The organism is Tepidimonas fonticaldi (assembly GCF_007556755.1).
Lineage (GTDB): Bacteria > Pseudomonadota > Gammaproteobacteria > Burkholderiales > Burkholderiaceae_C > Tepidimonas > Tepidimonas fonticaldi.
The window spans coordinates 1-13,691 of the sequence record NZ_VJOO01000024.1 but is presented as its reverse complement, the minus strand read 5'-3'; the positions used below and the strand labels follow the sequence as shown (position 1 = coordinate 13,691).

At 69.4% G+C, this 13,691-nt stretch carries 14 protein-coding genes; 1 reads left to right on the top strand and 13 read right to left on the bottom strand.

What is annotated here, in order from left to right:
* Nucleotides 1–40: 40 nt before the first annotated feature.
* The 12 genes from Tfont_RS11120 to rfbB form a co-directional block, all read right to left on the bottom strand.
* Entirely contained in the window at nucleotides 41–514 is a 474-nt protein-coding gene (locus Tfont_RS11120; RefSeq protein ID WP_143969492.1) for a prepilin-type N-terminal cleavage/methylation domain-containing protein, read from the bottom strand.
* A gap of 3 nt (nucleotides 515–517) precedes the next feature.
* Nucleotides 518–982: a type II secretion system major pseudopilin GspG gene (gene gspG, locus Tfont_RS11115; RefSeq protein WP_143969491.1), complete on the bottom strand. Its 465-nt coding sequence runs from the start codon at nucleotides 980–982 to the stop codon at nucleotides 518–520.
* Nucleotides 983–999: 17 nt separating this feature from the next.
* Entirely contained in the window at nucleotides 1,000–2,208 is a 1,209-nt protein-coding gene (locus Tfont_RS11110; RefSeq protein ID WP_143969490.1) for a type II secretion system F family protein, read from the bottom strand.
* Complete coding sequence (locus Tfont_RS11105) at nucleotides 2,201–3,904, bottom strand: GspE/PulE family protein (RefSeq protein WP_143969489.1); 1,704 nt, start codon at nucleotides 3,902–3,904, stop codon at nucleotides 2,201–2,203. Before Tfont_RS11105 ends, Tfont_RS11110 begins: the two co-directional genes overlap by 8 nt.
* A gap of 16 nt (nucleotides 3,905–3,920) precedes the next feature.
* A complete protein-coding gene (locus tag Tfont_RS11100) occupies nucleotides 3,921–4,892 on the bottom strand; it encodes a glycosyltransferase family 2 protein (RefSeq protein WP_260682366.1) in 972 nt (323 codons plus the stop codon).
* Between the two features lie 22 nt (nucleotides 4,893–4,914).
* Entirely contained in the window at nucleotides 4,915–6,057 is a 1,143-nt protein-coding gene (locus tag Tfont_RS11095; RefSeq protein ID WP_185974521.1) for a DUF1972 domain-containing protein, read from the bottom strand.
* Nucleotides 6,058–6,080: 23 nt separating this feature from the next.
* The gene (rfbC, locus tag Tfont_RS11090; RefSeq protein WP_143969486.1) at nucleotides 6,081–6,635 is read right to left on the bottom strand and encodes a dTDP-4-dehydrorhamnose 3,5-epimerase; all 555 of its coding nucleotides are present in this window, start codon (nucleotides 6,633–6,635) and stop codon (nucleotides 6,081–6,083) included.
* Between the two features lie 4 nt (nucleotides 6,636–6,639).
* The gene (gene rfbA / locus Tfont_RS11085) at nucleotides 6,640–7,506 is read right to left on the bottom strand and encodes a glucose-1-phosphate thymidylyltransferase RfbA (RefSeq protein ID WP_068606538.1); all 867 of its coding nucleotides are present in this window, start codon (nucleotides 7,504–7,506) and stop codon (nucleotides 6,640–6,642) included.
* A gap of 88 nt (nucleotides 7,507–7,594) precedes the next feature.
* Nucleotides 7,595–8,146 (bottom strand): FlgO family outer membrane protein, encoded by a 552-nt coding sequence (locus tag Tfont_RS11080; RefSeq protein ID WP_143969485.1) that lies wholly within the window; start codon nucleotides 8,144–8,146, stop codon nucleotides 7,595–7,597.
* Nucleotides 8,143–8,829 carry a hypothetical protein gene (locus tag Tfont_RS11075; RefSeq protein WP_068606542.1) on the bottom strand — a complete coding sequence of 229 codons (687 nt, stop codon included), beginning with the start codon at nucleotides 8,827–8,829 and terminating at the stop codon, nucleotides 8,143–8,145. The genes Tfont_RS11080 and Tfont_RS11075 overlap by 4 nt, the downstream gene beginning before the upstream one ends.
* 139 nt (nucleotides 8,830–8,968) lie before the next feature.
* Nucleotides 8,969–9,895, bottom strand: a complete 927-nt coding sequence (rfbD, locus tag Tfont_RS11070) for a dTDP-4-dehydrorhamnose reductase (RefSeq protein WP_143969484.1) — start codon at nucleotides 9,893–9,895, stop codon at nucleotides 8,969–8,971.
* Nucleotides 9,892–10,962, bottom strand: coding sequence for a dTDP-glucose 4,6-dehydratase (gene rfbB / locus Tfont_RS11065; RefSeq protein ID WP_143969483.1), 1,071 nt, complete (start codon nucleotides 10,960–10,962; stop codon nucleotides 9,892–9,894). Before rfbB ends, rfbD begins: the two co-directional genes overlap by 4 nt.
* A gap of 150 nt (nucleotides 10,963–11,112) precedes the next feature.
* Here rfbB and Tfont_RS11060 point away from each other — a divergent pair, with 150 nt between their 5' ends.
* Nucleotides 11,113–11,367: an acyl-CoA-binding protein gene (locus tag Tfont_RS11060; protein WP_143969482.1), complete on the top strand. Its 255-nt coding sequence runs from the start codon at nucleotides 11,113–11,115 to the stop codon at nucleotides 11,365–11,367.
* 13 nt (nucleotides 11,368–11,380) lie between these two features.
* Here Tfont_RS11060 and Tfont_RS11055 read toward each other — a convergent pair whose 3' ends face one another.
* Nucleotides 11,381–13,498, bottom strand: coding sequence for a molybdopterin-containing oxidoreductase family protein (locus tag Tfont_RS11055; RefSeq protein WP_143969481.1), 2,118 nt, complete (start codon nucleotides 13,496–13,498; stop codon nucleotides 11,381–11,383).
* Between the last annotated feature and the right edge of the window lie 193 nt (nucleotides 13,499–13,691).

Below are 13,691 nucleotides of genomic sequence, written 5' to 3'. Positions count from 1 at the left end.
GGTGCGCCATCGACACGCGCACCGTCGAGTCGCCCTGACCTCATGACGGGGGGGCGGCGACGCTGATCTGCTCGACCGAGCCCAGCGCCCAATTGACCTGGAACGCCACCCCTGTCTGCCCGCGCAACAGCGCAAGGCGCCCCCCGTAGGCGGACCCGTCGGCGCGAAACACGAACAGCGGGCCCATCGCGGCATCCCCCGCCCGCCCCACGGTGGCGGCCACGATGCGCTCCGCCTGCACATCGAGGTCCGCGGGCAAGGTCACCTGGGCGCGGGCGTCATCCCCCAACGACAGGACGCGCCCTCCGGCGTCCAGGCGTACGGCCACGTCGCGCCCCTCTTGCCAGGCCGCCGTTTTGCCGGCCCGCAGCAAGGTGGCCACATCGCGCACGGCTTGGTGGTAGGCCGAACGCTCCATCCAGGCATCGGCCCGCACGCCCACGACGGTCACGACCAACGCGGCGATGCCCAGCACGACCAGCAGTTCGAGCAGGGTAAAGCCTTGCTGTCGCATGGATCAGTTGTAGATGTCGGCATCGTCGCCCTCGCCGCCGGGTTTGCCATCGGCGCCGAGCGAGTAGATGTCCGGCCCGCCGTGCCGGCCCACCGGGGTGTACTGATAGGCGTTGTTCCAGGGGTCCAGCGGCAGGCCTTTCTTCAGGTACGGCCCTTTCCAGCCGGGGACATTGGCCGGCCGCTCGACGAGCGCGCGCAGCCCCTCGGCCTCGGACGGATAGCGGCCGACGTCGAGTTTGTACAGGTCCAGGCCCTGCTCGATCTCGGCAATCTGGACCCGGGCGGTCTTGGCCTTGGCCCCCCCGAGCTGATCGAGCAGGCGCGGGCCGACCAGGCTGGCCAACAGCGTGAGGATGACGAGCACGACCAGCAGCTCGACCAGCGTAAACCCGGTGGCGCGCGGTCGCGCGCGGACCCCGCGCGCAGTGGGGGAGACCGACGCCTGCAGCGTCCGGACGACGTTCATGAAAAACCCCTTTCGGTTCAAATGGTTTCGTTGATGGAGAGCACCCCACCCAGAATGGCGATGATGATGAAGGCCACGATGGTACCCAAGGCAATGATGATGAGGGGCTCCACCATGGACAGCAGGCGCGCCAGAACCCGGCGGCTGTCCTCCTCGAACCGCTCGCCCAGCCGGGTCAGCGTGGGGGCGAGTTGGCCGGTTTCTTCCGCCACCCGGATCAGGGCGGCGGCCCCGCGCTCGCCCAGCCGCTGGCCCGCGAACCCGTCCGACAGGCGCCGTCCGGCCTTGGCATGTTCGACCAGGGGCCGGGCCTCGGCCGCCAGGGCATGGTTGGTCAAGGTCTCGGCCGCGTAGCGCAGGGCGTCCAACAGCGGCACGCCCCGCTGCAGCAGCATGCCCAGGGTGCGGAAGTACACCGCCGACTGCAAGGCCGCCACCACGTCGCCGAGCACGGGCAGGCGCAACAGCAGGCGATCCACCGCCAGACGGCCCGACGGACGGGCATGCCACTGGCGCAGCAGCAAAAAGACGGCCAGCGCCAGCAGCAGGCCGACCTGCCAGTGCAGCCGCACCGCATCGCTGAACGCCAGCACCCAGCGGGTGGTCAGCGGCAGGGCGTCGCCCATGGCATCGAACAGATCGCGAAACTGCGGCACGACGAACAGCAGCAGCAAAAACACCGACAGCACCGAGACGCCGAGCAGAATGGCCGGGTAGGTCAGCGCCGTGACGAGCTGCCCGCGCTGGCGGGCGTCGGCCTCCAGCTGCGCGGCCAGATCGGTCAGCGCGAGCTGCAGGTTGCCCGACGCCTCCCCCGCCCGGATCATCGCCAGGTACTGGTGCCCCAGCGAGGATTCATGCGGCTGCAGCGCCTGGTGCAGCGTTTTGCCGCCACGAATGCCGTCGGCCACGTCGGCCACGAAGCGCTGCAGGCGCTCGGTGGGCGCCAGATCGCGCAGGATGGTCAAGGCCTTGTCCAGTGGCAGGTTGGCCCGCTTGAGCTGGGCCAGCTCGCGCGTGAACAGCAGCACGTCGGCCGCGTTGATCGAGGCCCGCCGTGGGCCCCGCGCGGCATCCGCGGGCGCGTCGCCCGCTTGCAGCTCGACGATGCGGATGCCCTGCCCGAGCAGCCGCAGCCGCGCGGCCTCCAGCGTCGGTGCCTGCAGCACCCCCTCGCAGGGCTGGCCCTGCGCATCAAGACCCTTGTAACGGATGCGTTCAGTCATCTTGGCGGGTGGCGCGCAGCACTTCGTCGACGGTGGTCAGGCCGGCGCGCACCTTGGCCGCACCGTCGTGCAGCAGGGTGCCGCCCACGTGGTGGAAGTCCCGCCCCTCCAGGTCCGCGCCTTTGCCGAGGATGGCCTGCTTGCCGGCCTCGTCGATGTCGATGAGCTCGTGGATGGCAAGCCGCCCATGGTAGCCGGTGCCCCGGCACGCTGGGCAGCCGACGGCGGTGTAGATGGGCGCATCCGCCGGCAGCGCGCCGCCGAGCAGCGCAGCGGCTTGAGCAGCGGCCTGCGGCGCAAGCGGCGCCTTGCACGCATCGCACAGGCGGCGCACCAAACGCTGGGCCAGCACGCCCACCAGCGTGGCAGAAATGAGGTAGGGCTCGACGCCCATGTTCATCAGCCGCACCACGGCGCCCGCGGCGCTGTTGGTGTGCAGGGTGGACAGGACGAGGTGGCCGGTGAGGGCCGCCTGCACCGCGATGCCGGCCGTCTCGCCATCGCGCATTTCGCCGATCATGATGACGTCCGGGTCCTGCCGCAGGAAAGAACGCAGCACGCTGGCGAATGTCAGGCCGATCTGGGGCTGGACCTGCACCTGGTTGAGCCAGTGCAGGCGGTACTCGACCGGATCCTCGACGGTGAGGATCTTGAGCGACTCGCCCGGCAGCTCGCGCATGGCAGCGTAAAGCGTGGTGGACTTCCCTGAGCCGGTGGGGCCCGTGACCAGCAGGATGCCGTGCGGGGTGGCGAGCATGCGCCGCAGGGCCGCCAGCACGTCCGGCCGGAAGTTGAGCCGGTCCAGCGACAGCATGTCGACGTTGCGCTCCAGCAGGCGCATGACCACCGACTCGCCATGCATGGTGGGCACGGTGGAGACGCGCACGTCGATTTCCTTGCCGCGCAGGCGCAGTTTGGTGCGGCCGTCCTGCGGCAGGCGCCGCTCGGCGATGTCGAGCTGCGACAGGATTTTGATGCGCGAGACGACGGCCGCCACGTCCTTGGCGTCGATCTCGTCGACCACGATCAAATCCCCATCGACCCGGGCCCGCACCAGCGACTTGTCCTCGTAGGACTCGATGTGGATGTCGGACGCGCGCAGCGACACGGCCTTGTCGACGATTTCGTTGACGCGGCGGATGATGGGTGCCTCGGACGCCAGATCGCGCAGGTGTTCGATGAATTCGGACGCGCCGGTGGCCGCTCCGGTGGCGGCTTCCTCCGGCGGGTTGTCGGCCTCCAGCCACTCGCGGTGGCGCTGGGCGATTTCGGACTCCAGCCCCCAGCGCAGCTCGGGACTGCGCCCGAGCGCAATGCGCAGCCCCTCGACGAGCAGAGGATCCAACGGATCGCTGGTGACGAAGACGGGTGCGGCATCGCCCGCACCCACATCCCCGAGCGGCAGCGTGTGGTGGGCCAGCAAGAAGGCGGCGTTCAACGGCCCCCAGTCGGGGCGGGCCGTGGGAAAGGCCTCGGACCGCACGAGCGGGATGCCGGTCTGCGCCGACAGGGCGGCGTAGACATCGGCCTCTGACACCAACCCGAGTTGGACGAGCAGTTTGCCCAAGCGCCCGCCGACGGAGGTTTGCACCTGCAGCGCACGTTCGAGGTCGGGCGGCGAGAGCTTGCCCTGCGCCAGCAACAGCTCCCCGAGCTTGGGGCGGGGCGCGCGGGTGACGTCGTGCGAATCGGTCATGAGAGGGAAACGGGGTTCATCGGTCCACGGCGGGTATCGGCTGTATCGGCTCGGTCGGCCATGCGCGCCACAGGCACCAACGGCTGAGCCGGTCCAGCTCCGGCCCCGCATAGTATCGCCGGTACCCCGGCAGTTGCGCGAAACGCGGCGCGGCCCGCCAGCGGAGATACTCGGCCACGTACCGGTCATCGAGCCCCCGCTCGCGCAACCGCTGCCGCAGGGCCTGCGCCTGGTGCCACGTCTGCGCCCCCAGCTGGTGCACCCGTCGCCAGACGCCGGCGCCGTCGAACAGCACCCGGCGGGCGCGCGCGAGCACACTGCGGTTGCGGGCACCGATGTGATTGGCGCCGTGCTGGCGGTAGTGGACGGTGGCCAGGGGGACGAATGCCCGCCGGCCGCTGCCAGCCACCACGGCACACCACCAGTCGTGCATGATGGCCGCCTGGGGCAGTGGCAACGCCAGATCGAGCAGGCGCCGATTGCCCAGCACGGTGCAGCCGGTGACCTGGTTGACGCTGAGCATGGATTCGCGGGTCGCCGCCGCTGGGTCGAACCCTTCGTAACGCGCCAGCGACGGATGCACGATCCGCTGCGCGGCGTCGACCACACACAGATCGGTGTGCACGAGGCAGGGCAAGTCGGCCCCGCCTTCGGACTCCAGGGCCTGCATGCGGGCCGCGCACAGGGCGAGTTTGTTGGGCAGCCACACATCGTCCTGATCGGCGAACGCAAACCACCGCGCGCGGTCCTGCGCCAGACAGGTCGCCATCAGGTGTTCGAAGTTGCGCAGTGCCCCCTGCCCGGGCCGCGGCGGGGGCGTCAGCACGAAACGACCCGGAAAGCGCTGCGCATACTCGACCAGGATGGCCGGGGTGCCGTCGGTGGAGCCGTCATCGCTGGCCAGGACACGGAAATCGGGGTAGTCCTGCGCCAGCAGCGACTCGATCTGCGGGCGCAAATAGGCTGCCCCGTTGTACGTGGCGAGCAAAATGTCGATGGGCCCTGCGGGCTCACTGCACGGCATTGGCATGGCCCAGCTGTCGGTGGATGTGGTGGACGTAGGCCTGCGCGATGCGGTCCCAGTCGTATCGTCGGCGCGCCACGCCTTGCAACCAGCGGCGGCGCTGCTGCAACCGGTCTGGCGCCTCGTGGCGCAGCGACGCGAGTGCGCGGGCGAGCGCCGGCGCTGCGTCGAAGTACTCCGCCCCCTCCCCCGCCACCTCGCGGTTGAAGGGGTTGTCGTGGGCGATGACGAGGCTGCCGCAGGCCATCGACTCCAGCAACGACGGGTTGGTTCCCCCGACCGAGTGACCGTGCAGGTACACCGCGGCGTGTGCCCGCAGGGCCGTTAGCGTGGCGGGCTCGTAGACCGCCCCGATGAAACGGACGCGGTCGCTGCGCAGACCCAACAGGCGGCGTTGGTAGGCGGTCGCACCGCTGACGTCGCCCACCACCACCAGGGGCCCGCCGCCGGGGTGCTGCAAGTAGCCCTCGACGATCTCCAGCACGTGGTTCTCGGGCTCTGGCCGAGCGACGACCAGCGCGTATTGGCCGGGGGTCAGGCCCCAGGCCGCCAAGGGCGCGGGATCGACCGTGGCGGGGTCGACGACGTCGGCCCCATAGGCGATGGTGGTGCATGGCGCGCCGCGCGGGTAGCGTTGGCGGAACCGCCGGGCGATGGCCTCGGCATCAGCGATCAGGCGCGTGGCCGTGCGGGTGGCCACCCACTCCATCGCCCGCAGGTACAAGCGGGCGGGTGCGCTCCATTTGCTGCGCGCCCACTCCAGGCCGTCCACGTTGATCCAGACCGGAGTGCCCCACAGGCGCGGCCACCAGCAGGCCCACGCCGCGCCGTAGCCCAGCATGTAGACCAGGTCATAGCCCCGGCGCGCGTCCCACAGGCAGGCACAATCGTAGGCGATCACGGAGGCCGCGCCCCAGCGGGGCCGGCGCCGGTAACGCACGCGCACCCCGCGATACACGGCATCGGGCGGCGGGGGACCGTCAGACTCGGCGTAGACCGTCACATCGAATCCGCGCTGCACCAGTCGGACCGAGAGCTGTTCGGCAAAGGTCTCGAAGCCGCCGTAGCGCGCGGGAATGCCGCGCGTGCCCAGGATGGCGATGCGCAATCGGGTCTGCGATGCCGACACGCCAGGGTCACCCGCGAGAGGGTTCAAAGATCGGCCTGCGCCAGCGCACGACCGGCCTGGTCCTTGGCCGACAGCAGCGGGGCCATGCCCAACGACGGCCAGTCGATGCCGATCGTCGGGTCATCCCACCGGATGCAGCGCTCCGACTCGGGCGCGTAGTAGTCGGTGGCCTTGTAGAGAAAGTCGGCGCTGTCGGTCAACGTCAGAAAGCCGTGCGCCAGCCCGGGCGGGATCCAGAGTTGGCGGTGGTTGGACTCACTCAACTCCACCCCCACCCACCGGCCAAAGGTCGGCGAGCCGCGCCGGATGTCCACCGCCACGTCGAAAACCGCCCCGCGCACCACGCGCACCAGCTTGCCCTGCGCGTGCGGGGCCAACTGGTAGTGCAAGCCGCGCAGCACGCCTTTGGCGCTGCGGCTGTGGTTGTCCTGTACGAAGGCGATGCCGCTCAGCCCGGTGGCCGCCTCGAAGTCGCGCTGGTTGAAGCTCTCGAAAAAAAAGCCGCGCGCGTCGCCAAAGACCTTGGGCTCCAGAATCAGCACGCCGGGGATGGCGGTCGGGGTGATGGTGTACGGCATGGGCTTATCGCAACAGGCTCAACAGGTACTGGCCGTAGCCGTTTTTGACCAGGGGCTGGGCCAGCCGATGCAGTTGCTCCGCATCGATCCAGCCCTGGCGCCAGGCGATCTCCTCCGGACAGGCGATCTTGAGGCCCTGGCGCCGCTCCAGCGTGGCGATGAACTGCCCCGCATCCAGCAGGCTGTCGTGGGTGCCGGTGTCCAGCCAGGCGTAGCCGCGCTGCATGATCTGCACGTTGAGCTGGCCGCGCTCCAGATAGGCTTGGTTGACGGAGGTGATCTCCAGCTCGCCGCGGGCGCTGGGTCGGACCGCCCGCGCAATATCCACCACCTGCTCGTCGTAGAAATACAGCCCGGTGACGGCGTAGGGGCTTTTGGGGGCCCGGGGTTTTTCTTCGATGCTGATCGCACGGCCCTGCGCGTCGAACTCCACGACGCCATAACGCTCGGGATCGTGCACATGGTAGGCAAACACCGTGGCACCCGTGGTTTGCGCATCGGCGGCGTGCAGCAGGGGCTGGAAGTCGTGCCCGTAGAAGATGTTGTCGCCCAGCACCAGCGCGCTGGGGTGCCCGGCCACGAAGTCCGCACCGATCAGAAAGGCCTGCGCCAGCCCGTCGGGGCTGGGCTGCACGGCGTACTGCAAATTCATGCCCCACTGGCTGCCGTCGCCGAGCAACTGGGCAAAGCGCGGCGTGTCCTGCGGCGTGCTGATGACGAGCACGTCGCGAATGCCCGCCAGCATCAGCGTGCTGAGCGGGTAGTAGACCATGGGCTTGTCGTACACCGGCAGCAACTGCTTGCTGACGGCCAGCGTGGCCGGGTGCAAGCGGGTGCCGGAGCCGCCGGCCAGGATGATGCCTTTGCGCATAAACGGAAGCCACCCGACCCGGCGGGATCAGGCGGTGATGATTGAACGAAGAAACCCGCCCCCATGCGGCGCAAGGGGCGGCTGGCCGTCAGTAGTCGCCCGTGGGCTTGCGCACCAGGCGCTGGACGTCGCGATCCATCGGCAGGGCGTAATCATAGCCCCTCAGGATCTGGCCGGTTTCCGATCGCACCAGCTTGACGTTGACGTACACATACTGGCCAGCGACCGAATAGGTGCCGACCAGCACCGCCGTGGCCTGATGCACCCGGGCGATGTCCTTGATCTCGCGCGACAGCAGCAGCTCGCCGGTTTGCTCGCGCACGAACACGTCGCCGCGCAGCTTCATTTCGCGCACATCGATCCCAGCGGCCGCCGCCGCGGAGCTGTACTGCTCCGACAGCGTGCGCCCCAGCGGCGAGGACACGCGCAGGTCGTTGACATCGACAATGGTGGCCACCAGCAGCGGCGACGCCTGGGCCGCGGGCAGCCCCGCCAGCAGCTTGGCCATCGCATCGCGGTTGGCCTGCAGAAACGGGTGCGCAGCCGCCTGCTCGTACGTTGGCAGGGTGGCTTTGGGCTGCGACGAACAACCGGCCAGGGCCACGGCCGCCGCCATGGCAAACGCAGCGAAGGCTCTCATTGGGACACCACCTTGAATTCGCGAGACGCGGGGCCGCGCACGACCTGGAACAGGGTGGCGTCGCTGTCCTCGACGTAGTACACGTCGGTGTTGCGCACGAGGTAACGGTCGCCCTGCATGATGGTGGTGGTCAAAATGACCTCGGTGTGGGTGGGCCCGCCCGTGTACTGGCTGCGGGCCACGTCGGCGATCACGGCGTAGCCCAACCCGCCCACCATGGCCGCGTCGGGGTGCGCATGGACGCCCAGGTAGTGCGCCACGTAGACGCCAGAGGTGATGGCCGTGAAGAGACCCGGAATGAAGTGCGGACGGTCGCTGTTGTGGCGCACCACCTGCGCTTGGTAGCTGACCTTGATGGGGGCGTCGTCGCGTTCGACGACCGTCTTGCCCTCGTTGACCAAGCGGGTGATCAGCAGCTCGCGGAAGGCCCGGTCGAACGCGGTGGGCGACGCCGGCAGGCCGACCTGAAGGGCGGCGCCTGCCGCGGGGGTCTGGCCCAGCCGCGTCAGCGTGTTGGACACCACATGGCCCGCCACGGCGTCCCAGTGCCCGGCGGAGCGGACTTTTTTCTGCGCGGTGTACGGAAAATTCTCGGCCACAGGAATGGGCGCATGGGTGCACCCCCCCAAGCCCACGAGCAGACTGCCCGCCAGCGCGGCGTAGGCTGTTTTGAATCGGTTCAAGGGACCTCCTGTGCGCGATGGTCTTCGACTTGTGTCGCGGCGACGGTAGCACGCGTCCCCCCGAGCGTCAAGGCAAACGCCGGTTGCGCGCGCCGGGCGTCGCGATTTCCCCAACAACGGCACGCCCCGGGCACCCCGGTCAGGGCAGCGGCAGCGATTCGACCCACCGCTGCACCCCAGTCTGCCAGGCTGGCAGATGCAGGCCGAAGGTGCGCTGCAGGCGGGTGGTGTCCAGCCGCGAATTGTGCGGGCGCCGCGCCGGCGTCGGGAAAGCGCTGGTGGGCACGGGGTCGATGGCCGAGACGCGCCAGCCCGCGTCCGGCCAGCGGCGGCGGGCCGCCTCGATGACATGACAGGCGTAGCCGTGCCATGTGGTCACCCCGGCCGCCGCGAGGTGGTAGGTGCCGCTGCCCTGCCCCGTGGCAAGCACCTGCCGCAGCGCGTGGGCGGTGACATCGGCAATCAAATCCGCCCCCGTGGGCGCGCCCCATTGGTCGTCCACCACGGTCAGGCGTTCGCGCTCGCGCGCCAGGCGCAGCATGGTGCGGGCGAAGTTTCCGCCGCGCACGCCGTACACCCACTGGGTGCGCAGGATGAGGTGCCGGCAGCCGCTGGCGCGGATGGCGTCCTCGCCCGCGAGTTTGGTGTGGCCGTAGGTGTTGAGCGGCCCGGTTGCGTCGCCTTCGGCCCACGGCCGCTCCCCACTGCCGTCAAAGACGTAGTCGGTGCTGTAGTGCACCAGCCACGCCCCGCAGGCCGCCGCCGCCTCGGCCAGCGCACCGGGGGCCTGGGCATTGGTGCGGTGGGCCCGTTCCGGCTCGCTCTCCGCTTTGTCCACGGCGGTGTAGGCCGCGGCATTGACGATGGCGGCCGGCTGCAGTGCCGCCACGGTGCGACGCAGGCCGTCCAGATCCGTCAGATCGCCGCACAGCGCTGCATCGTGCCCCGGCCAGACGCCGCCCGCACGGTCCAGGGCGATGACGTCCCCGAGGACGGCCAGGCTGCGCTGCAGTTCCCAGCCGACCTGGCCGTTTTTGCCCAGCAGCAAAATGCGCGGACGGGTCATGCGGCCGCAGCCCCATATTGCTTGTGCACCCACTCCCGATACGCCCCGCTTTGCACGCGCTGCACCCAGTCGGGGTGGTCCAGGTACCACTGCACGGTTTTGCGGATGCCGGTCTCGAAGGTTTCGGCCGGCTTCCAGCCCAGCTCGCGCTCGATCTTGCGGGCGTCGATGGCGTAGCGCCGGTCGTGGCCCGGACGGTCGGGCACATGGGTGATCTGCTCGCGGTAGGAGCGGCCGTCGACCCGGGGGCGCAGCTCGTCGAGCAGCGCGCAGATGGTGTGCACGATCTCCAGGTTGGGCTTTTCGTTCCAGCCGCCGATGTTGTAGGTCTGTCCGGGCTGGCCGGCCTCCAGCACGCGGCGGATGGCGCTGCAGTGGTCGCGCACATACAGCCAGTCGCGCACCTGCTGGCCGTCGCCGTACACCGGCAAGGGTTTGCCGGCCAGGGCGTTGACGATCATCAGCGGGATGAGTTTTTCCGGAAAGTGGTACGGCCCGTAGTTGTTGGAGCAGTTGGTGGTGAGCACCGGCAGGCCGTAGGTGTGGTGCCAGGCGCGCACCAGGTGGTCGCTGGCGGCCTTGCTGGCGCTGTAGGGGCTGTTGGGTTCGTAGCGGTTGGTCTCGGCAAACGGGGGATCGTTGGGCCCCAAGGTGCCGTAGACCTCGTCGGTGCTGACGTGCAGAAAACGAAACGCCGCGCGCTCGGCATCCGGCAGGGCACTCCAATAAGCGCGCACCGCCTCCAGCAGGCGAAAGCTGCCCACGACGTTGGTCTGGATGAAGTCTTCCGGCCCATGGATGGAGCGGTCCACATGGCTTTCGGCCGCAAAGTGGAGCACCGCGCGCGGACGGTGCTGCGCCAGCAGCCGATCGACCAGGGCCCGGTCGCCGATGTCGCCCTGCACGAAGTGGTGGCGAGGGTCGCCCTGCAGGCTGGCCAGGTTCTCGCGGTTGCCGGCGTAGGTGAGCTTGTCCAGATTGACGATCGGCTCGTCCGACTGCGCCAGCCAGTCGAGCACGAAGTTGCTGCCGATGAAACCGGCACCGCCGGTGACAAGAAGGGTCATGTGCGCGCCATCCTCTGCGGGGTCGAATGCGGCGAGAGCCCGCGCCGCGGTCGCGATTGTGGCATGGCGCCACCCGGAGCCAGGGACGGCGCCGCGCAGCGCCGGCTGGGGCGGATTGCGAAAAAGAACGAACGTTCGTATGATGCAGCCATGAGCACCGCCCAAACTGCCTTCGAGTCCGCCCTGGAGCGCGTCAAGACCCTGACCCAGCGCCCCGACAACGCCACCCTGCTGCAGCTCTACGCGCTGTACAAGCAGGCCACCGAGGGGGACAACACCACCGCCAAGCCCAGCCTGACCGACTTGGTGGCCCGCGCCAAGTGGGATGCGTGGAACAAAATCAAGGGCCTGAGCCGCGACGAGGCGATGCAGCGCTACGCGGATCTGGTGAACAGCCTGGCGTGATCCGCGCCGGCGGTCATGCCGGCACCCGGCGCACCTGCACCAGACAGTCGTAGAAGGTGGGCGCGCGGCCCAGGTCGGTCAGGGCCTGGCTGGTCAGTTCGTTGACGTTGGTGCCGTCCGCCCCCATTTTGCGCCACCAGATGCCCAGCCCCACCACCACGCCGGGGCGGGCCCGGCCATTGAGCCGCGCGCGCGTGCGGTGCCGACCCCGGTCGTTGAACACCTCCACCCAATCGCCATCGGCAATGCCGCGCGCAGCGGCATCCTCCGGGTGCATCTCCAGCAGCGGCTCGCCCTCGGCGTCGCGCAGCGACACGACGTTGACGAAGGTGGAATTGAGAAAATGCCGCGCCGGCGGTGAGATCATGGCCAGCGGATGGCGCGGATCGGTGCCCGGCGCCTCGTGGTTGGGCAGCACGGCGGGCAGTGGATCCAGCCCCTGAGCCGCCAGCCGGGGACTGGCCAGCTCGCATTTGCCGGACGGGGTGGGAAAGCCGCCCTCGGCAAACGGGGCTTCCGGCAGCGCCAGGGTGACGTGGCCACGGGCGAGCAGGAGGTCGAAATCCACGGCCTCCCCGAAGGCTTGGCGACACAGCGCCTCGTCATCGTCGGCAAAGCAGGGATCGTCGAAGCCCAGGCGCCGCGCCAGCTCGCGGAACACCCAGGTGTTGGGCCGCGCCTGCCCCAGCGGCGCGATGGCGGGGCGATTCAGCAACACGTCCGTGTGGCCGTAGCTCAGGTGGATGTCCCAATGCTCCAACTGCGTGGTGGCGGGCAGCACATAGTCGGCGTAGTCCGCCGTGTCGGTACAAAACTGCTCCAGCACCACGGTAAACAGGTCCTCGCGCGCGAAGCCGCGCACCACCTTGGCGGATTCGGGCGCGACCGCCACGGGGTTGCTGTTGTAGACGATGAGGGCCTCGATGGCCGGGCCAAAGTCCGGCGACGCTGGGCGCAGCAGGTCGTCACCGATGGTGCTCATGTTGATGACGCGCGGCTGCGGGCAGGGGCTGCGCTGCAGCAGGTCGGGGCGAAAGAGCGCCTCGCGCCGCACCGGGTAGCTGCCGGAGCTGGACAGCAGCAAGCCGCCCGCCCGGTGGCGCCAGGCGCCGATGACCGCGGGCAGACACGCCACCGCCCGCACCGCGTTGCCGCCCCCGCGCACGCGCTGCATGCCGTAGTTGAGGCGGATGGCCACCGGCTCGCGCCGCTGCACGCAGGTGCCGATGTCGCGCGCCAGGGCCACGATCTGTTCCACCGGCACCCCGCAGACGGCGGCCGCGCGCTGCGGCGGCCACTCCAAGGCGCGTGCGCGCAGCGCCTCCCAGCCCAGGGTGTGGCGCTGCACATAGTCATGGTCCACCCAGTCGTGGACGATGCACTGCTGCATCAGGGCGTAGGCCAGGGCCGCATCGGTACCGGGCAGCAGCGCAAGGTGCTCGTGGCATTTCTCGGCCGTCTCGGTGCGGCGCGGGTCGATGCACACCAGCCGCGCACCGGCGCGCTTGGCCTGCTGCGCATAGCGCCAGAAGTGCAGGTTGCTGCCGACGCTGTTGCTGCCCCAGATCAGGATCAGCCGGCTCTCGGCAAAGTGCTCGACGCGCATGCCGACCTTGCCACCCAGGGTGGCCTCCAGCCCGGCCGCCCCCGCCGAGGCGCAGATGGTGCGGTCCAGCAGCGACGCGCCCAGCCGGTGAAAAAAGCGCGCGGCCATGCCCTCGCCCTGCACCAGCCCCATGGTGCCGGCGTAGCTGTAGGGCAGGATGGCCTGCGGATCGCGCGCGGCCAGCGCGCGCAGCCGCGCGGCGATGTCGTCGAGGGCGGCCTCCCACGTGACGGGCTCGAACCGGCCGCTCCCCTTGGGCCCGACGCGGCGCAGGGGTTGCAGCAGCCGCTCCGGGTGATACACCCGCTCCAGATAGCGGCTGACCTTGGTGCACAGCACGCCGCCCGTTTGCGCGTGGTCGGGATTGCCCTGCAACCGCACGGCGCGGCCGTCGCGCACGGTGGTCACGAAGGCGCAGGTGTCCGGGCAGTCGTGCGGGCAGGCGCCGAAAACGACGTGTTCGGCGGAGTGTTCGTCGGTGGGTTCAGCGCCTGGGATGGCGGGGGAAACGGCGATGGCTAACATGGCCGCATGGTACGCGACCCACAGCGAACCCACGGCGGCACAAATCGCGCTAGGATGCCCCCATGAGTCGTCCCTGAAATATTCATAACCTCATGATTTTTCTTGTGTTATTGTCTGTTTGCGAGTACAATTTCCCCCAGAGTTGATGGTCTGATGCGCCGTTTTCTGGGAGTTTTTCGATGTTTGCCTGCCC